General features: G+C 64.7%; 18 protein-coding genes and 1 tRNA gene. 5 read left to right on the top strand and 14 right to left on the bottom strand.

Annotation, left to right across the window (positions count from 1 at the left end; translation table 11 throughout):
- Nucleotides 1-152: 152 nt before the first annotated feature.
- Nucleotides 153-237, bottom strand: a tRNA-Leu gene (locus tag AC5ZFO_RS11020).
- 154 nt (nt 238-391) lie between these two features.
- Here AC5ZFO_RS11020 and AC5ZFO_RS11015 point away from each other — a divergent pair.
- Nucleotides 392-1,720 carry a multicopper oxidase family protein gene (locus AC5ZFO_RS11015; protein ID WP_282523450.1) on the top strand — a complete coding sequence of 443 codons (1,329 nt, stop codon included), beginning with the start codon at nt 392-394 and terminating at the stop codon, nt 1,718-1,720.
- 128 nt (nt 1,721-1,848) lie between these two features.
- Here the strand turns inward: AC5ZFO_RS11015 and AC5ZFO_RS11010 are convergent, their stop codons facing one another.
- On the bottom strand, nt 1,849-3,348 hold the full coding sequence (locus AC5ZFO_RS11010) for an NAD(P)H-hydrate dehydratase (RefSeq protein ID WP_282523451.1): 1,500 nt from the start codon (nt 3,346-3,348) through the stop codon (nt 1,849-1,851).
- A gap of 383 nt (nt 3,349-3,731) precedes the next feature.
- On the opposite strand from AC5ZFO_RS11010, the gene AC5ZFO_RS11005 reads away from it, so the two are divergent.
- The gene (locus AC5ZFO_RS11005) at nt 3,732-4,070 is read left to right on the top strand and encodes a P-II family nitrogen regulator (RefSeq protein ID WP_007603495.1); all 339 of its coding nucleotides are present in this window, start codon (nt 3,732-3,734) and stop codon (nt 4,068-4,070) included.
- Between the two features lie 152 nt (nt 4,071-4,222).
- Entirely contained in the window at nt 4,223-5,632 is a 1,410-nt protein-coding gene (gene glnA, locus AC5ZFO_RS11000; RefSeq protein ID WP_254120141.1) for a type I glutamate--ammonia ligase, read from the top strand.
- 113 nt (nt 5,633-5,745) lie between these two features.
- On the opposite strand, the gene AC5ZFO_RS10995 is transcribed toward glnA, so the two are convergent.
- From AC5ZFO_RS10995 to AC5ZFO_RS10980, 4 genes are all read right to left on the bottom strand, one after another.
- Entirely contained in the window at nt 5,746-6,882 is a 1,137-nt protein-coding gene (locus AC5ZFO_RS10995; RefSeq protein WP_282523452.1) for an asparaginase, read from the bottom strand.
- Between the two features lie 75 nt (nt 6,883-6,957).
- Nucleotides 6,958-7,725: a slipin family protein gene (locus AC5ZFO_RS10990; protein ID WP_282523453.1), complete on the bottom strand. Its 768-nt coding sequence runs from the start codon at nt 7,723-7,725 to the stop codon at nt 6,958-6,960.
- Nucleotides 7,722-9,137, bottom strand: coding sequence for an NfeD family protein (locus tag AC5ZFO_RS10985; RefSeq protein ID WP_282523454.1), 1,416 nt, complete (start codon nt 9,135-9,137; stop codon nt 7,722-7,724). Before AC5ZFO_RS10985 ends, AC5ZFO_RS10990 begins: the two co-directional genes overlap by 4 nt.
- A gap of 172 nt (nt 9,138-9,309) precedes the next feature.
- Nucleotides 9,310-9,567 (bottom strand): tautomerase family protein, encoded by a 258-nt coding sequence (locus AC5ZFO_RS10980; RefSeq protein WP_282523455.1) that lies wholly within the window; start codon nt 9,565-9,567, stop codon nt 9,310-9,312.
- 150 nt (nt 9,568-9,717) lie between these two features.
- On the opposite strand from AC5ZFO_RS10980, the gene AC5ZFO_RS10975 reads away from it, so the two are divergent.
- Nucleotides 9,718-10,695, top strand: a complete 978-nt coding sequence (locus AC5ZFO_RS10975) for a GlxA family transcriptional regulator (RefSeq protein WP_282523456.1) — start codon at nt 9,718-9,720, stop codon at nt 10,693-10,695.
- Between the two features lie 50 nt (nt 10,696-10,745).
- Here AC5ZFO_RS10975 and AC5ZFO_RS10970 read toward each other — a convergent pair whose 3' ends face one another.
- Both AC5ZFO_RS10970 and AC5ZFO_RS10965 read right to left on the bottom strand, forming a co-directional pair.
- Nucleotides 10,746-11,519, bottom strand: a complete 774-nt coding sequence (locus AC5ZFO_RS10970) for a gamma-glutamyl-gamma-aminobutyrate hydrolase family protein (protein WP_282523457.1) — start codon at nt 11,517-11,519, stop codon at nt 10,746-10,748.
- Between the two features lie 90 nt (nt 11,520-11,609).
- Complete coding sequence (locus AC5ZFO_RS10965) at nt 11,610-12,326, bottom strand: hypothetical protein (RefSeq protein ID WP_496122076.1); 717 nt, start codon at nt 12,324-12,326, stop codon at nt 11,610-11,612.
- A 137-nt stretch (nt 12,327-12,463) separates the two neighbouring features.
- Here AC5ZFO_RS10965 and AC5ZFO_RS10960 point away from each other — a divergent pair, with 137 nt between their 5' ends.
- The gene (locus AC5ZFO_RS10960; protein ID WP_282523459.1) at nt 12,464-13,597 is read left to right on the top strand and encodes an AI-2E family transporter; all 1,134 of its coding nucleotides are present in this window, start codon (nt 12,464-12,466) and stop codon (nt 13,595-13,597) included.
- Nucleotides 13,598-13,675: 78 nt separating this feature from the next.
- Here the strand turns inward: AC5ZFO_RS10960 and AC5ZFO_RS10955 are convergent, their stop codons facing one another.
- The 6 genes from AC5ZFO_RS10955 to AC5ZFO_RS10930 all read right to left on the bottom strand — a co-directional run bounded on the left by AC5ZFO_RS10955 (nt 13,676) and on the right by AC5ZFO_RS10930 (nt 17,361).
- A complete protein-coding gene (locus tag AC5ZFO_RS10955) occupies nt 13,676-13,972 on the bottom strand; it encodes an antibiotic biosynthesis monooxygenase family protein (protein ID WP_131868129.1) in 297 nt (98 codons plus the stop codon).
- Between the two features lie 99 nt (nt 13,973-14,071).
- Entirely contained in the window at nt 14,072-14,308 is a 237-nt protein-coding gene (locus AC5ZFO_RS10950) for a hypothetical protein (RefSeq protein ID WP_014494818.1), read from the bottom strand.
- Nucleotides 14,309-14,378: 70 nt separating this feature from the next.
- Nucleotides 14,379-15,599 carry a GGDEF domain-containing protein gene (locus AC5ZFO_RS10945; RefSeq protein WP_071913313.1) on the bottom strand — a complete coding sequence of 407 codons (1,221 nt, stop codon included), beginning with the start codon at nt 15,597-15,599 and terminating at the stop codon, nt 14,379-14,381.
- Between the two features lie 230 nt (nt 15,600-15,829).
- Nucleotides 15,830-16,309, bottom strand: coding sequence for a 30S ribosomal protein S9 (rpsI, locus tag AC5ZFO_RS10940; RefSeq protein ID WP_007611021.1), 480 nt, complete (start codon nt 16,307-16,309; stop codon nt 15,830-15,832).
- 1 nt (nt 16,310) lies between these two features.
- The gene (rplM, locus tag AC5ZFO_RS10935; RefSeq protein ID WP_008137961.1) at nt 16,311-16,775 is read right to left on the bottom strand and encodes a 50S ribosomal protein L13; all 465 of its coding nucleotides are present in this window, start codon (nt 16,773-16,775) and stop codon (nt 16,311-16,313) included.
- 157 nt (nt 16,776-16,932) lie between these two features.
- Nucleotides 16,933-17,361 carry a PaaI family thioesterase gene (locus AC5ZFO_RS10930; RefSeq protein ID WP_039147848.1) on the bottom strand — a complete coding sequence of 143 codons (429 nt, stop codon included), beginning with the start codon at nt 17,359-17,361 and terminating at the stop codon, nt 16,933-16,935.
- Nucleotides 17,362-17,427 lie beyond the last annotated feature (66 nt).

Genomic DNA, 17,427 nt, shown 5'->3' with positions numbered 1-17,427 from the left:
CGGTCCCGGCACGCATGCGTCGGGACGCTGTCATTAATCGAACCGGCGCGAGGCAAGACGCCTCAACGCCGGTGGTTCATCGGACCACTTCCGCCGGAAACACTCCGTGAGGAAGCAGCCCTTCGGTAATCCGTGCAAACGCTGAAAGCGCTTGGTGCGGGCGGAGGGACTCGAACCCCCACAACTTTCGTCACTGGAACCTAAATCCAGCGCGTCTACCAGTTCCGCCACGCCCGCGTGAATTTGCATCAAGACCGGCCGCGATGCCGCGGGCGGCCGGGCTTATAGCATGTGCCTGACTGTTCGCAGCAAAAAAATGGCCCGATAGAGACAGGCTTTAAGTAGGCGCGACGGCTGGACTTATCCAGCGCTTCATGGTCCGCATCGAGCCATGAAAACGCGGATCTTTGACCCGACCCGGCGCGAGGTTTTGGCCGGACTTGGAGCCGGACTTGGAGCCGGAATTGGAGCCTCCGCGGCCGGGCTGATCGCCGGCGGTGCGGCCCCCGCTGTCACCGCCCAGCTCACCCTGCAGGCAAGGCCGGCAACCCTGGCGCTCAGGCCGGGTCAGCCGGCGACACCGATCTGGGAGCTGGCCGCCGTAAGCCACATCGGGAACGTCCGTCTCAAGCGAGGCGACCGCTGCGAGGTTGTGTTTCGGAACGACCTGCCTGTCCCGCTTGCGCCAGTCTGGTACGGCCTGAACGGCCCGGCCGCGGCCGACCCGTTGCGAGGGCGTGCGCCGACCGCGCCGGATGTGACTGAAACCTCAATTGTTTCAATATCAAATGCAGGAACTTTGGCAGCCGACTTCCGCCTCTTCGAAGACGGTCTGAAGCTGCCCGCGCGCCCGCTTCCGATCATCGCCGGCGAGACGAATCGCGTCGCCGTCGACCGCGACGAGGTCTTGTTGATCGAGGAATGGCGGCTGCGGCCGGATGGGACCGCGCTTCCGCCCGGCCGCGCGCCCGAGAACACGACACCGCTCTTTACCCTCAATGGCCGGACTTCATTCGAACTCTCAGCCGCGGCCGGCGAGCGGCTGCGGCTGCGCTTTATCAACGGCTCGCGACGTTCTGTTCTGGCGATCAAATTGGAAGGCCACGAGGTCCAGGTGATGGCCCTGGACGGACAGCCGGCCGAGCCGTTCCCGGCGCGCAACGGCGCCCTGGTGCTCGCCCCCGGCGCGCGCGCCGACGCCTTCGTGGATGCGGCCAAATCGGCCCCACTCCTGTTGCATGACGGCAAAGAGGCGCGCCAGGTCGGGAGCCTCGCAATATCAGGCAAGCTCGAGCGGCGCGCGCCGCTGCTGCCGCCACAGCCGCTCCCCCTGAACGACCTCCCCGAGAAGCTCGACCTCAAAGGCGCCCTGCGGTTCGATGTCGCGCTCGGCGCGCCCGAGGCCGGCTGGACACGGCCCGCAAACTTCTCCGTCTCCTCCAATCCGGCCTTCCGCGCCAGGACCGGCCGCACCGTCGTGCTGGCCCTCAAGAACCCCGGACCGGTCACAACCGTGTTTCACCTGCACGGCCATCATTTCCGCCTGCTCGACAAGCTCGACGACGGCTGGAAGCCCTACTGGCTCGACACGCTCGCAATCGAGCCCGGCCAGACCCAGCGCATCGCGTTCGCGGCGACCTCACCCGGCCCCTGGCTGATCGAATCCGTCGTGACCGATTGGGCCGCACCGCGGCTGGTGCGCTGGTACGCGGTGGAGTGAGGGCACCGGCTTTGTAGGGTGGGCAAAGGCGCTCTTCGCGCCGTGCCCACCATTTCTTTCCTGATGTCGATAGGACGGTGGGCACGCTTCGCTTTGCCCACCCTACTTCGCGCAGGTGGCGGACGAGCTCAGTACTCCACCCCGAGCGCATTATAGATCCGCCGGTGCACGGCCGGCAGCGTCTCGGTGAGATCCTCCGCGATCAGCCCCGGGCCCGCCTCGCTTCCCGCCTCGCCATGCATCCAGACGCCGATGCTGGCGGCCTCGAAGGCCGGCACGCCCTGCGCCAGAAGTCCTGCGATGATGCCGGCGAGCACGTCGCCGGCGCCGGCGGTGGCGAGCCAGGGGGGCGCGTTGGCGGCGATGGTCGCGCGGCCGTCGGGGGCGGCGATCGTCGTGTCCGGCCCCTTCAGCAGCACGACCGCACCGCAGCGCTCGGCGGCGGCACGGACGCGCTCCAGCTTCGAGCGGCCCGGATGTTTATTGCTGAGGTCGGAGAACAGGCGCGGAAATTCACCCTCGTGCGGCGTCAGCACCACCGCACTGTCCTGCGAGGACTTGATCGATTCGAACAGCCGCTCGGGATTTGCCGCAAAGCTCGTCAGCGCATCCGCGTCCAGCACCAGATGCCGCTGCGCGTGAAGCGCGGTGTGGACCAGATCGCAGGTGCGATCGCCGACGCCCGCGCCGGGGCCGATCAGGCAGGTGTTGTAGTGCTTGTCGCCGAGCAGTTCGCCGAACTCGATCGCGGTGTCGACGGGACGCACCATCACCGCAGTCAGCGCGCTGGCATTGATCGCAAGCGCATCGCGCGGGCTCGCCAGCGTCACGAGGCCCGCCCCGGCCCGCAACGCGCCACGGGCAGCGAGCCGCGCCGCGCCGGTCGCGGCGGCATCGCCCGAGACCGCCAGCACGTGGCCCCGTGCGTATTTATGGCCGTCGATGCGCGGCACCGGAAAGGCGGTGCCCCAGAAATCCGGATCGTTCTCGAAGGTCCGCGGCGCGATCTCGTCCAGCACCTGCGCGTCGATGCCGATGTCGGCAACGCGCACGTGGCCGCAATGCATCCGGCCGGGCAGCAGCAAATGCGCCGGCTTCTTGCGGAAGAAGGTGACGGTCTCGGTGGCGTTCACCGCCGCGCCCATCACGGCTGCGCTGGTGCCGTTGATGCCGCTCGGCAGGTCGACCGCGAGCACCAGGGCGCCGTTGGCGTTGATCGCTTCGATCATCGCATGCGCCTCGCCGTCGACCGGGCGACTGAGGCCCGCGCCGAACAGCGCATCGATGATCAGCGCGGGTCTTCCGATCGCCTGCGGATTGAACGGCAGCACCGGGTGCTTCCAGCCGCGCGCCGCGGAGGCCGCGTCACCCTGGAGCTGGTCGCGCTCGCACATCAGGATCACCGAGACGTCGCGGCCTTGCGCGGCGAGCTCGGCGGCTGCGACAAAACCGTCGCCGCCATTGTTGCCGGGACCGGCCACGATCAGGATCGGCCCCTCCTCCACCAGCGCATTGGCGGCCTCCGCGACCGCCTGTCCCGCGCTGAGCATCAGCTTGAAGCCGGGCGTGCCTGCCGCAATACTGAGCTGGTCGGCACGCTGCATTTCAGCGTTGGTCAGAACTTCCATGCCACTTCCCTGGTCCAAACGCCTTTTCAACAGGCACGTTCCGTACCGACCCATCCGGCAGAACAGCGATTTGCACAGATATTGAACTGATTGCCTATTTCGTAGTCTGGGGTATTTTGTGCCAGTCGGCTCCACCTATCAGAGATGCACGTTAAAAGGCTGATAACGCTCCAATAATCAGGGCATTTGCAACTTGGCATAGACCCTGCTTTCGAGGAAGCCGCTTCGGTTCGTCGTGCTCACTGGCATTCTATCAGGGTGTGGCCGGCCGTTGTTGCCGGGCTGGTCAGGTATCCCGGCATAGCGAAGACAAGATCGTGCGTTAAGAAAAGCGCATCCTGACGAAGACGTTGCTATTTGATCGAAAGGCCGGGAGGCGCGCAGTGAAGAAAATCGAAGCCATCATCAAGCCATTCAAGCTCGACGAGGTGAAGGAAGCGCTTCAGGAAGTCGGCCTTCAAGGCATCACGGTGACCGAGGCCAAGGGCTTTGGCCGGCAGAAGGGTCACGCCGAGCTTTACCGCGGCGCAGAATACATCGTCGACTTCCTGCCCAAGGTGAAGATCGAGATCGTGATCGGCGACGATCTGGTCGAGCGCGCCATCGACGCGATCCGCCGCGCCGCGCAGACCGGGCGCATCGGCGACGGCAAGATTTTCGTCTCCAATATCGAAGAGGCGATCCGCATCCGGACCGGCGAATCCGGGCTGGACGCTATCTGAGCCGGGTGCTATCCCGCATTTTGCGACACTCCGACAAGAAAAAGGCTGCTTCGGCGGCCTGATTTCGTTTGTGCGGTCGCGCGCGAACTCGCCAAAAGCGAGAACAATCCTGCTCACCTGGAAACCGACCCGCAGAGCCAAAAGGGGTATGCATGAAGACCGCCAAAGACGTCCTGAAATCGATCAAGGACAACGACGTCAAATACGTCGACCTGCGCTTCACCGATCCGCGCGGCAAGTGGCAGCATGTGACGTTCGACGTCAGCATGATCGATGACGACATTTTCGCCGAAGGGACGATGTTCGACGGCTCCTCGATCGCCGGCTGGAAGGCGATCAACGAGTCCGACATGTGCCTGATGCCGGATCCGGTGACCGCGACGATCGACCCGTTCTTCGCCGAGACCACCATGGTCATCACCTGCGACGTGCTCGAGCCGACCACCGGCGAGCCCTACAACCGCGACCCCCGCGGCATCGCCAAGAAGGCCGAGGCCATGGTGAAGTCGATGGGCGTGGGCGACAGCGTGTTCGTCGGCCCCGAAGCCGAGTTCTTCGTGTTCGACGACGTGCGCTTCTCCGCCAACCCCTACAGCACCGGCTTCCGTCTCGACTCCTCGGAGCTGCCGACCAACTCCGACACCGAATATGAGGGCGGCAATCTCGGCCACCGCGTCCGCACCAAGGGCGGCTACTTCCCGGTGCCGCCGCAGGACTCCGTGCAGGACATGCGCTCCGAAATGCTCGGCGCCATGGCCAAGATGGGCGTCAAGGTCGAGAAGCATCACCACGAAGTCGCGTCCGCCCAGCACGAGCTCGGCATGAAGTTCGACACGCTGACGCTGATGGCCGACCACATGCAGATCTACAAGTACTGCATCCACCAGGTCGCGCACATCTACGGCAAGACCGCCACCTTCATGCCGAAGCCGGTCTATGGCGACAACGGCTCGGGCATGCACGTGCACCAGTCGATCTGGAAGGACGGCAAGCCGGTGTTCGCCGGCAACAAGTACGCTGACCTGTCGGAGACCTGCCTCCACTACATCGGCGGCATCATCAAGCACGCCAAGGCGATCAACGCCTTCACCAACCCGTCGACCAACTCCTACAAGCGCCTGGTCCCGGGCTATGAGGCTCCCGTGCTGCTCGCCTACTCCGCGCGCAACCGCTCGGCCTCCTGCCGCATCCCCTACACCGCTTCGCCGAAGGCCAAGCGTGTCGAGGTGCGCTTCCCCGATCCGCTCGCCAATCCCTATCTCGGCTTCGCCGCGATGCTGATGGCCGGCCTCGACGGCATCAAGAACAAGATCGATCCGGGTCCGGCGATGGACAAGGACCTCTACGACCTGCCGAAGGAAGAGCTGAAGCAGATCCCGACCGTGTGCGGCTCGCTCCGCGAGGCGCTCGAAAACCTCGACAAGGACCGCGGCTTCCTCAAAAACGGCGGCGTGTTCGACGACGACTTCATCGACGCTTACATCGAGCTGAAGATGACCGAAGTCGCCCGCTTCGAGATGACCCCGCACCCGGTCGAGTTCGAGATGTACTATTCGGGCTAAGCAGCCCACACTCTCTACGACAGGCAAAAGGCGCTCCGCGAGGAGCGCCTTTTCGTTTCGGGAGCGCAGGCTGGGTTACCGCTACCCCACCCTGCAGGATACGACCTGCCCAATCACCACGTTGCAGTGAAGGCGCGCTGGAGCTCGGCCGGCCCTGTCACCCCGCCCGCGATGAGCAATTGGGTGAGAACACGGGCCTTCTGCGGATTGAGATCCTCGGACACGACGAACCCGTTCTTGTCGTCGTCAACCTCGACATTCCGGGTGACGAAGCCGGATCGAACCCGCGTCGAGCGGACGACGATGATGCCCTTCTTCGCCGCCGCCTCGAGCGCATCGAGGGCCTGCTTCGAGGTGTTGCCGTCGCCGACGCCGGCCAGCACGATGCCCTTGGCGCCGTGGGAAATGGCGTCCTCGATCGGAACGGCGTCCATGTTGGCATGCGAATAGACGATCTCGACGCGGGGCAATTGCTCGCCTGCCGGGAGCTGATAGGTCGCGCGCTTGACGCCTCCGGCCTGGGTCATGAAACGGATGCCGCCGGCGGTGTCGACATAGCCGATCGGGCCGTCATTGGGGGAGCTGAACGTCTCGATGCTCGTGGTGTTGGTCTTGGTGATCGAGCGGGCGCTTTGGATTTTGTCGTTCAGCACGGCCATCACGCCGCGGCCGCGAGAGCGCGGATCGGCCGCCACCTGCACCGCTTCGTATAGATTGCCGGGGCCGTCCGCACTCACCGCCGTGGCCGGACGCATCGACCCGACGATCACCACCGGCTTGTCGCCGCGCACGACATTGTCGAGAAAGAACGCGGTCTCCTCGAGCGTATCCGTGCCGTGGGTGATGAGGATTCCATCGGCTTCATTCTTGTCGAAGGCGTCCTGGATGCGGCGGGCCAGGGCAAACCAGACCTTGTCGTTCATGTCCTGGGATCCGATCGACGAAATCTGCTCGGCGTTCAGCTTCGCGAGCTTGTCCAGGCCCGGCACCGACTGCATCAACTGTTCGCCAGTGATCTGGCCGGATTTGTACGCGCCGGTCGCGCGGGCGTCGGCCTGGCCTGCGATGGTGCCTCCCGTCGCAAGCACGAGAATGCGCGGCAGGCCGGCCGCCGTCGCGTCCTTGCCCGGCTCTGCGGCCTGCGCCGTATCGATCCCCCACGACCAAAGTGCGAGGGCGACCAGCGGGACGGTGAGCATCAACGTCCGATTTCGGCGGCGGCTTGCTGGTCTGGCGGCATGCTTCGTCATCGAATTCTCCTCCCGTTTAAGTTGGGAGCAATATTCGACACCTCCATTTGGGCCGAAGATGGGTCATCCTGCCGCTTATGGCTGCGGGTTGTCGCGCCGCGGCAAAAGATGGTCGAGCAGGCCCATCGGCAGCGGAAAGACGACGGTCGAGGACCGTTCGCCCGCGATGTCGTGCAGGGCCGCGAAATAACGTAGCTGCATCGCCTGAGGCTCCTGCGCGAGAATCCGGCCGGCCTCGACGAGCTTTTCGGCAGCCTGCTGCTCGCCCATCGCATTGATCACCTTGGCCCGCCGCAACCGCTCCGCCTCGGCCTGCTTGGCAATCGCGCGCACCATGGTTTCATTGAGATCGACGTCCTTGATCTCGATGCCGGTGACCTTGATGCCCCAGACGTCGGTCTGCTTGTCGAGGATCTCCTGAATGTCCGCGTTCAACCTGTCGCGCTCGGCAAGCATCTCGTCGAGCTCGTGCTTGCCGAGCACCGAGCGCAACGTGGTCTGGGCGAGCTGGCTGGTGGCGGCCATGTAATCGCCGACCTTGATGATGGCCCGTTCGGGGTCGACGATGCGGAAGTACAGAACGGCGTTGACCTTGACGGAGACGTTGTCCCGCGAAATCACGTCCTGCGGCGGCACGACCTGCACCATCACCCGCAGGTCCACCTTCACGAGTTGCTGCACGATCGGAATGAGGATGATGAGGCCCGGGCCCTTCACGCCCGTAAAGCGGCCGAGCGTGAAGATGACGCCACGCTCGTATTCGCGCAGGATTCGAATAGCCTGGGACAGGAACATGATGACAAGCAACGCGAGCGCCGCATAGGTCAGATATTCCAGCATCATGATGTACCTCCATCGCCTGTTGGTGCGCGCCGTATCAGCAGCGTCAGGTCGACGACGTTGGCGACTTCGGCCGTCTCTCCGGGCTTGAACGTTTCGGCGCCGCGCGCCTGCCAGCGCTCACCATGGGCGAAGACATGACCTTCGTTCCCATTCCAGTCGAGAACCTCGGCGGGCAGACCTCGCATGGCCTGCGCACCGACCAGTGCAGGGGCCCTGCCGACGCGCCGAAGCGAACCGAGCACGACGAGCGCAAAGCCGGCGAACACTGCCGCAGTGATGCCGATCACCCACCACGACAGCTGGTAGCCCGGCGCCTCGCCCCTGAAGAGCATCAGCGCTCCCAGCACGAAAGCGATGATCCCTCCGAGCCCGATCACCACGGTCGGGTTGAAGGCTTCGATGGTGAGAAGCACGAGTCCAACCAACATCAGGGCGAGGCCGGCATAATTGATCGGAAGCAGATTGAGCGCATAGAGGCCGATCAGCAGGCAGATCGCGCCGACGACGCCGGGGGCGACGGCACCGGGAGACATGAACTCGAAGATCAAGCCGTAGATGCCGACCATCAGGAGAATGAACGCCACGTTCGGATCGGTGATGACCGCCAGGAAGCGGGATATCTGTCCGGGATCGATGGCTTCAACGACGGCATCCTTCGTCACCAGGCGTTGCGTCTTGCCGCCTGCAACCTCGACCACGCGACCATCGAGCTGCCTCAGCAATTCAGCCTGATCGCGCGCGACGAGATCGATGGCATGAGCCTCCAGCGCGGCGTTGGCAGAGAGCGTGGCAGCCTCACGGACCGCCTTCTCTCCCCAGTCCGCATTGCGGTTGCGCAGCTCCGCAAGGCTGCGGATGAAGGCAACCGCATCATTGGTCGCCTTGGCCGTCATCGCATCCTTGGGCTGATCCTTGAGCTGATCCTTGGACTCGCTCTGCTGGTCGCCGTCCTTCTTGTCCTTGCCGCCCTTGTCCGCTGGTCCGCTCGGAAGTCCCGGCACCGGCCCGCCAATCTGCACCGGCGTCGCGGCGCCAATATTGGTGCCCGGCGCCATCACCGCGATGTGGGTCGCATAAAGGATATAGGTCCCCGCGCTCGCCGCGTGGGCGCCGGAGGGCGCGACGTAACCGACGACAGGGATCGGCGAGGCCAGCACATCCGCGATGATCTCGCGCATGCTGGAATTGAGACCGCCGGGCGTGTTCAGTCTCAGAAGCACCACCTCGGCGCGCCGTTCGCTTGCCTTGGCCAAAGCCTCCTTCACGTAGCTGGCGGACGCAGGGCCGATGGCTCCGTCTATCGAAACGATCAATGCAAGACGGCCGTTCTCCTCCGCTGAGCTGGGAAGGAGGCAGCAGATCAAAGCCACGACGCCAATCGCCGCAACGAGGGCCGCCTTCATGGTCTGCACGGCAGGGCTCCCTTGCAGAGCATATGGTGCGCGTCTTGCGAACCTCAATGTGGCTGCGTGCAGGCCATGGTCGTGATTGTGCGATGCAATGGAAATCGCCCCGCAGATCGATTGAGCACAGGGCGGTGGCGAACCACGCCCTTGGGCTGGTCCGCCCGCGCTCGCTGCGCTGCTACGGCCGCGGGACCCGCACGCCATCCGTGCCGATCGTGCCGAACATACCGGCGATGATCTCAGGCGTCGGCTGCATGCCGCCGAGCGACCAGTGCGCCGGCTCCTGCTCCTCGATCCTGACCCAGACGTTGCGGCGGAAATCCGGGTTGCCCTGCCCTTCGACCTCGACCAGGAGATCGGTGACGCGCTCGAGCAGGGTCTTCTTTTGCGCGGCATCCAGGATGCCGCGGACGGTGGAAATGGTGACGTAAGGCATGTCTCTCTCCAATCATGTCGTGTGACGACGGCACGAGACTGGACCTGATAGCGCCGGCAAGGCAGTGGCGGATGAGACAGAGATCGGGCAATTTCCGCCACGCAGCCCCGCGCCGATCGGATAGGATCGCCGCGCTGTCCTGGAGGTCTCATGAAGCTCGCAATTCTCGCGCTTGAAGGCTGCATGCATTCGGCGATCGCCGGGATCGCCGACATCCTGTCGCTCGCCAATCACGTGATGCAGCAGAGCGGTACGAAAACGCGCTTCGCCTGGGAGGTGCTTTCGCTCGACGGCAAGCCGGTGCGCGCCGGCGGCGGCCAGATGGTCGCCGTCGATGGCGCGGTCGGCAAACGCGGTCGCTTCGACGCGATCCTCGTCCCCGGCAACCTCGTCGATCACGTCACGGCGGAACGCCTGCAACCGCAATATGCCCGCGCTGGCGCATGGCTTCGTCAGCAGCATGCGAGCGGCCGGCTGATCGGCGCGTTCTGCAGCGGCGTGTTCCTGCTTGCCGGCAGCGGCCTGCTCGACCACCGCCGCGCCACCATCACCTGGTGGCTGCAAGGCGAGCTGCGGCAGCGCCACCCTACCATCGACCTCGCTGCCGACGCCGTCATCACCGTCGCGGACCGCATCGTCTGCGCGGCCGGACCGATGTCGTGGGTCGACCTCCTGCTCAGGCTGATCGAGATGGTCGACGGCAAGGCGATTGCGAAGCTCTGTGCGGATTACGTCGTCATCGACACCGCGCAACGCACCCAGTCGATCTTCATGCCCGTCGGCTATTTGCTGTCGCAGGACCCGCTGCTGACCCGGGCCGACCTGCTGGTTCGCCGCACCGGCAAGAGCCCGATGACGGTCAAGCGCCTCGCCGATGCGCTCGGCCTCAGCGAGCGCACGCTGAACCGGAAGTTCCAGGGCCTCACGCGCGAGCCGCCGCAAGCCTTCATCATGCGTCGCCGCGTCGAGCACGCGCGCACGCTGCTGGAGACGACCGCGCAGCCGATCAAGACCATCGCACGCACGGCCGGCTATGAGGACGAGAGCAGCTTTCGCAAGGCCTTCCGCAAGCTGACCTTGATGTCGCCGCAGGCCTATCGCGCGAGACGAATGGAGCGGACGGCGTAAGCTGCGAAACCACGGCGCCGTTCAGTGGAGAGGTGCGAGCGAGCTTCTTGTCACACCGTCGCACGCTGGCGTACGACCATCGCCTCGCCGAACGCTTCGAACAGCTTGCGGTTGATCGGATTGCGCTGCGGGTCGTATTCGGCGTGCCATTGCACGCCAAGCGCGAAGGTCGGGGCTTCGGCGATGCGGATCGCCTCGATGGTGCCGTCCTCGGCGATGCCCTCGATCAGCACGCGCTTGCCGGGGTCGAGAATGCCCTGGCCGTGCAGCGAATTGACCCTGATCTTCTCGCAGCCGAGCAGCTGCGCGAAGGCGCCTCCGGGCGTGAGGTCGACGTCGTGACGGTCGGCGAACACCACGGTCGGATCGGGATGAATCTCGCCGTTCTCAAGCCGCGGCATCCGATGGTTCATGCGACCGGGGATTTCGCGGATCTCCGGATGCAGCGAGCCGCCGAAGGCGACGTTCATCTCCTGCAGGCCGCGGCAGATGCCGAACAGCGGAATACCGCGGGACACGCAGGCGACGGACAGCGCCAGTGCCACCTCGTCGCGGTGGATGTCGTAGGGCTCGTGCCGCTCGCACGGGTCGACATTGAAACGGGTCGGATGGACGTTGGCGCGGGCGCCGGTGAGCACGATCCCGTCGACCACGTCGAGCAGCGCGCCGATATCGGTGATGTCGGGCGCTCCCGCAAACATCATCGGCAAGCCGCCCGAGACCTCGGCCACGGCGCGCAAATTGCGCTCGCCGACCATCTGGACCTGAAATCGATTTTCGACGCGATGGGCGTTCCCGATCACGCCGACGACCGGCTTTCTCATCTCCCGTTCCGACCTCCCGCGTAAGAACATTCTCCAAACATGCCCTTGGGATGGAACAAATTCAACAGAAGGGATCGCGGGACGGCAATGCTATTTTCGCGCAAATGCCTCCCCGGCGTCGGTTGTCCCCACGAGGGGCAGGCCGGCGGCCTTCAGCGCGGTTGCCGCCGGATCGTCCGGCGTGGCCAGCCAGGGCAATTTCGCCTCGATTCCGCGCGTCACGGGCTCCCCGAGCACCCCGCCGAAATCTATCGGCCAAAAGCCGTTGGGCACCACCTCGGCGGTGAGGCCGCGGATGGCGTAGCCGTCACCCAAGACCGTATCCGCATGGTCGCCGGCGACAAGGCGCGCGGTCCGGGGATCTCGGGGATCGCCAAAGCTCACGAGCACGGGGATCAGCTCCCCCTGCACCGGGACAATGCCGGCCTGCCGGCTGATATCGTTGAACGAGACGCGGTTGCCGCGCGCGGCGCCATAGGCACGGAGCGCGACATAGTTGATGTCGTCGAGGTCGAGCTTGCCGCCCTGCTGATGCGCCAGCAATGCCACCAGGTTCTTGCCTTTGCCGTGGTCTTGGCCGAGATCGACGAACACAGCCTCCCCGCGCATCGTGGTGCGGCCGCCACGGTTATAGTTGCGGTCGGGCACGACAGCGAGAACGCCGGACCCGGTTTTGATCCCGTCAGGCGTCGTCACCTCGACCGTGAGGCGGTATTTGTGGCCGGGCCGGTTGATCCGGATCTGGTCGCCGATCACGATCACGGCCAGAAGCCCGAGCAGACCGGCCCACTTGCTGATGAAACTCAAGCGCCCCCCACCTGTTTTCTCCTCATCGCTCTGCACCGTTCGCGCGACAGCGTCAAACCAGCGCGTTGACGCGGTCTTGATCGAAAGCGCGTTTGTCGAAAGAGTGCCCCGCCCGCAGCCGCCGAAAAGGACATGATGTGACCATCCGCGCAGACCAACGCCCCACGACCCGCACCGATCTGGCTTGGGCAATTTCGGTCGGTGGCATCGGCGTCGTGCTGTTCACGGCGATGCTGGTCTTCACCTGGTATTTTGCGACCACGCTGCTGCTGATCTTCACCGGCATGCTGCTCGGCGTCGGCCTCAATGCGCTGACCAACGCGCTCGGCCGCCGCGTGCACCTGCCGCATCCGGTCCGGCTCGCGATCGTCTGCGTCGTGCTTGCGATGCTGCTTGCAAGCGTCGCCTATCTCGGCGGCGCCACCATCGCCGAGCAGGCTTCGGTGCTGAGCAAGACCATCAAGTCGCAGATCGGCAACGTGAAGACCTTCCTGGACAGCCACGGGATCGACACCAGCTTCTTCGATCTCGGCAACGCTGCGTCTGACGCCTCGACCAATCCGCCATCGGACTCGACACCCTCGCCAGCAGCGCCCCCGCGCGGTTCCTTGCCCGGCGCCGGCGCGCTGGCCTCCAGCGGTGGCGCGATCGTGAGCCAGACCTTCAAGCTGCTGCTCGGCACCATTCACGGCGTGGGAAACATCTTCATCGTGCTGTTCCTGGGGCTGTCCTTCGCCGCCCAGCCCAGGGTCTATCACGACGGCCTGTTGTTCCTCGCGCCGGCGAGGCATCGCACCCGCGTCACCCTGATCATCGACCGGACAGCTGAGACGCTGGAACGCTGGCTGATCGCGCAGATCGTCGTGATGATTGCGGTTGGCATCGTGACCTGGATCGGGCTTGCCATCATCGGCATCCCCGGCTCGTTCATCCTGGGGATTCAGGCGGGCCTGCTCGCCTTCATTCCGACCGTCGGCGCCATCATTGCCGGCGTCGTCGTGGTGCTCGCGAGCCTCGCCTCGGGCTGGATTCCGGCGCTGTCGGCCTTCCTCCTCTTCATGGGCGTGCACGCGATGGAGAGCTATGTGCTGACGCCGATCCTGCAGCGGCAGGCGCTCGACATCCCGCCGGCCACGCTGTTCGCGTTCCAGATCCTGCTGGGCGTCGTGTTCGGTATCTGGGGCCTGGCACTGGCGCTTCCACTGGTCGCCATCGCCAAGGTCATGATCGACCATTTCAAGACGTATGAGGCGCCGCCCCTGGCAGCATGATCCGGAAAAGTGCGCAGCGGTTTTCCGAAAAGATCATGCTCAAACGACAAGAGGCGGCGTAAGGCGTCGTGCAACAGCTCAGGTCGTCAGCACGGTCTCGGTGTGCTCGACCTCCGGGGGCGAAGCAAAATACTGGCCGACGAGGCCGCGCCATTCGGTGAAACTCTCCGAGCCGCGGAAATCGACGGTGTGGTTCTCCAGCGTCGCCCACTTCACCATCAGCCGGTAGCGCTGCGGCTTCTCGATCGACTTGTGCAGTTCGAAGCCATGAAAGCCCTTGGAACCGCCGAAGGCAGCCTTGGCCTTGGCGACAGCCGCCTCAAAGTCCTTCTCGCTGCCCGGCTTGACGTCGATTTGCGCGATCTCGGTGATCATCGGTTTCCACCCTGTTTGTTTGATGGATGTGTCTAGCGTAGACCGCAACGAAGAAAAAGGCACCGAATCGGCGCCCTGACCGGTCAAAAATGCGTGCTCTCAGGCGAACAGCAGAGCGGTGCCTGCCACGATGAGCGCGCAACCGATGAACAGCGCGAGCGGCCAGTAGCTACGGCTTTGCGTGTAGCGCCCCTGGGCGCGGCGCTCGGTGATCAGCGCGCGCTCGTATTCATCCGCGGTGGAGAACACGCAGGCGAAGCCGCCGCGTGCCGAGGCCGCAGCGGCTTCGAGCGACATCAGGGCAGCCTGCGGGTTCTGTCGACGGATCGATTCCATGACCGCAATGGTAGGGATCGAATGGTAAACAGCGGATTACCGAAGGCGCCCCTTGAGGCCCCTCCTGGCTTCAGGCGGTGGCCGGACGCGCCTGCGGCGCACCGACCCGCGCCGCGCTCTGGCGGCGCCAGTTCTCCAGCGACAGCGGCAGCTCCTCCGCCGCCTCGACCCGGTTACGGCCACCGCGCTTGGCCTGGTAGAGCGCGGTGTCGGCCGAGGCCAGCAGCACCTCGAGCTCGGTGCCGGCCGGACCGCCGGCGACGCCGATGCTGACGGTGGTGTCGACCGGGCCCTCATCGACGACGACGCCGGAGGTCTCGAACGCCTCGCGCACGCGCTCGGCAACCAGCACCCCCTCCTCCAGCGAACACGGCAGCAGCGCCGCGAACTCCTCGCCGCCGATGCGGCCCGACATGTCGGTCATGCGCAGGTTGCTGACGACGACGGTCGAGAACAGTTTCAGCATCTCGTCGCCGGCGGGATGGCCGAAGCGGTCGTTGATCGACTTGAAGTGGTCGATGTCGAAGATCATCACGGTCACGGGACGGCCGGCCTTGGCTTCACGCTCGATCACGCGCCCGCAGGCTTCCGAGAAGCCGCGGCGGTTGAGCATGCCGGTCAGGGGATCGGTGGACGCGGCGGTCCGGTGCGCCGTCACCGTGCGCTCCGACACCAGCATGAAGATCACGAACACGGTGCCGACGGCATAGAGGATGAGCTCGACCGCAAACACCGTGACCCAGATGCTGCCGGAGAAGCCGGCATCGTTGGGTCGCAGGAAGCTGCCGAGCACGATCGGCAGCATCAGCACGCAGCCGTGCATCACCGGCACCACGAAGGCCGGCCAGCGCCGTTGCAGGCTCTTGCGCCGCTCGACCCAGAGCTCGCTGGCGGTCAATGCCGCATAGACCGAGACGATGCCAGCGCCGACGATCATGCGCAGCATGGACGCGGCGGGATCAAGCAGCGTCACGGCGGCGGCCCAGGCCAGCGCGCCGACGAGGAGACCCGGCCAGTTCGGCTTGCGGCCGTGGAAGACGCGCGCCGCATTCCACACCATGCCGCAGGCGACGAAGCCGACCGCGTTCAGCGCAAGGTAAAGATGCGGGCCGAGCTTGTCGCCGGCCGCGGTCCATAGCGCAACGGATGCTGCACCGAGGAGATACGCCGTGCCCCACCATTTCAGCGCGGGGCTGTTCTCCTGCGTGCCGAAAAACACCATCATGGCGCCGAGCAGTGCGGCAACCATGGTGGCGACCAAATAGAGCGTGATGCTATCGAGCGACATCATGTCGGCCCCCTTCTAGACATAGCAAGTTACGCGATCGGCCCAGCCGACTTGCGCGCCCTTCCAGATGCGACGCTATGTCCCGCGAGTTCCATTCAGGTTTTCATGCAGGGCCAAGTTTTCGGGAAACACGCCATCAATTTGCATACAAACGAACAACAAAAAGGGCGCTGAAATCAGCGCCCTTTTGCATCTCATTGAAGCCGCTTTCGCGGCGAATGTGACCGAAGCGATTAACGCTTCGAGAACTGGAAGGACCGGCGGGCCTTGGCCTTGCCGTACTTCTTACGCTCGACCACGCGGGAGTCGCGGGTGAGGAAGCCGCCCTTCTTGAGCACGGTACGCAGCTCCGGCTCGAAATAGGTGAGCGCCTTGGAGATGCCGTGACGGACGGCACCGGCCTGGCCGGACAGACCGCCGCCGGCAACCGTGCAGATCACGTCGTACTGGCCGGAACGCGCGGCCACGGAGAACGGCTGCTCGATCATCATGCGCAGCACGGGACGGGCGAAATAGACCTCGACCTCGCGCGAATTGACCGTGACCTTGCCGGCGCCCGGCTTGATCCAGACACGGGCGACCGCGTCCTTGCGCTTGCCGGTGGCGTAGGCGCGGTTGAACTTGTCGACCTTCTTCTCGTGCTTGGGCGCGTCGGGCGCCGCCGCCGTCTTGAGCTGCGAGAGCTGGTCGAGCGACTGGATGGATTCGGCCATGTTATGCGGCCCTCGTGTTCTTGCGGTTCAACTTGGCGATGTCGATCTTCTCGGGCGTCTGGGCCTCGTGCGGATGATCGGCGCCGCCATAGACGCGGAGGTTGCCCATCTGCACACGACCGAGCGGACCACGCGGGATCATGCGCTCGACGGCCTTCTCGAGCACGCGCTCGGGATGCTTGCCCTCGAGGATCTGGCGCGCGGTGCGCTCCTTGACGTGGCCGACGTAACCGGTGTGCTTGTAGTAGGTCTTCTGCTCGCGCTTGCGACCGGTGAGGACCGCATGCTGCGCGTTGATGATGATGACGTTGTCGCCGCAATCAACGTGCGGGGTGTAGGTCGGGAGGTGCTTGCCGCGCAGGCGCATGGCGACGATGGTGGCGAGACGGCCGACGACCAGACCCTTGGCGTCGATCAGGACCCACTTCTTCGTCACCTCAGCCGGCTTTGCCGAAAAGGTTTTCATATCGGAGTTTCCGTGGACGGGAGATATCGGCGCGAACACCGCACCGGACTGGCGGTTTTCTAGAGAAGAGACGCGCAACGGTCAATGCCCCAGAGTGGGAATTAAAATAGCAAAATCAATATCTTAAAAATATGGTGCTATATTACCTGCCAAAAGATCAAACATTTGGAATGGAATAGGTGGAGGTGACATGGGCGATCGGATCGGGCGAGGTGCCGGACAGCAGCTTCACCTCGCCGACCGCCAGGCGCTTGCCGAGCTTGAGCAGCCGTGCCTCCGCCAGCACGTCCTGACCGGGCTGGCCCTTGCGCAGGAAGTTGATGTTGAGATTGGTGGTGACCGCGAGCCCGATCGGCCCGATCGCGGACAGCAGCACCACGTACATCGCGAAATCGGCCAGTGCCATCAGCGTCGGGCCGGACACGGTTCCACCCGGCCGCAGCATCCTTTCGCTGTAGCGCTGGCGCAAAAGGCAGGTCTGGCCGTCGGCGCTCTCGATCGTGATGTCATCGCCACTGAAGGCCTGGGGAAACTCGTCACGCAGAAACTGCTCGACCTCCGCCACGCTCATTTTCGCTAACGCCATGCTTCGCCTCACCCTCGCTTCACGTCCCCTGTTACATTAAGTTATCTGCGTCATCCAATTGCAAGA

The organism is Bradyrhizobium sp. Unk1 (genome assembly GCF_059512345.1).
The sequence above is the reverse complement of the archived record's forward strand: the minus strand, read 5'-3'. Positions and strand labels throughout refer to the sequence as shown.

What these genes read in the sequence shown, in the direction of transcription:
- rpsI (WP_007611021.1), bottom strand. Translation starts at nt 16,309, where the DNA reads ATGGCCGAATCCATCCAGTCGCTCGACCAGCTCTCGCAGCTCAAGACG.
- AC5ZFO_RS10975 (WP_282523456.1), top strand. Translation starts at nt 9,718, where the DNA reads ATGAAGCTCGCAATTCTCGCGCTTGAAGGCTGCATGCATTCGGCGATC.
- rplM (WP_008137961.1), bottom strand. Translation starts at nt 16,775, where the DNA reads ATGAAAACCTTTTCGGCAAAGCCGGCTGAGGTGACGAAGAAGTGGGTC.
- AC5ZFO_RS10980 (WP_282523455.1), bottom strand. Translation starts at nt 9,567, where the DNA reads ATGCCTTACGTCACCATTTCCACCGTCCGCGGCATCCTGGATGCCGCG.
- glnA (WP_254120141.1), top strand. Translation starts at nt 4,223, where the DNA reads ATGAAGACCGCCAAAGACGTCCTGAAATCGATCAAGGACAACGACGTC.
- AC5ZFO_RS10945 (WP_071913313.1), bottom strand. Translation starts at nt 15,599, where the DNA reads ATGATGTCGCTCGATAGCATCACGCTCTATTTGGTCGCCACCATGGTT.
- AC5ZFO_RS10970 (WP_282523457.1), bottom strand. Translation starts at nt 11,519, where the DNA reads ATGAGAAAGCCGGTCGTCGGCGTGATCGGGAACGCCCATCGCGTCGAA.
- AC5ZFO_RS11010 (WP_282523451.1), bottom strand. Translation starts at nt 3,348, where the DNA reads ATGGAAGTTCTGACCAACGCTGAAATGCAGCGTGCCGACCAGCTCAGT.
- AC5ZFO_RS11015 (WP_282523450.1), top strand. Translation starts at nt 392, where the DNA reads ATGAAAACGCGGATCTTTGACCCGACCCGGCGCGAGGTTTTGGCCGGA.
- AC5ZFO_RS10990 (WP_282523453.1), bottom strand. Translation starts at nt 7,725, where the DNA reads ATGATGCTGGAATATCTGACCTATGCGGCGCTCGCGTTGCTTGTCATC.
- AC5ZFO_RS10955 (WP_131868129.1), bottom strand. Translation starts at nt 13,972, where the DNA reads ATGATCACCGAGATCGCGCAAATCGACGTCAAGCCGGGCAGCGAGAAG.
- AC5ZFO_RS10995 (WP_282523452.1), bottom strand. Translation starts at nt 6,882, where the DNA reads ATGACGAAGCATGCCGCCAGACCAGCAAGCCGCCGCCGAAATCGGACG.
- AC5ZFO_RS10950 (WP_014494818.1), bottom strand. Translation starts at nt 14,308, where the DNA reads ATGGAATCGATCCGTCGACAGAACCCGCAGGCTGCCCTGATGTCGCTC.
- AC5ZFO_RS10930 (WP_039147848.1), bottom strand. Translation starts at nt 17,361, where the DNA reads ATGGCGTTAGCGAAAATGAGCGTGGCGGAGGTCGAGCAGTTTCTGCGT.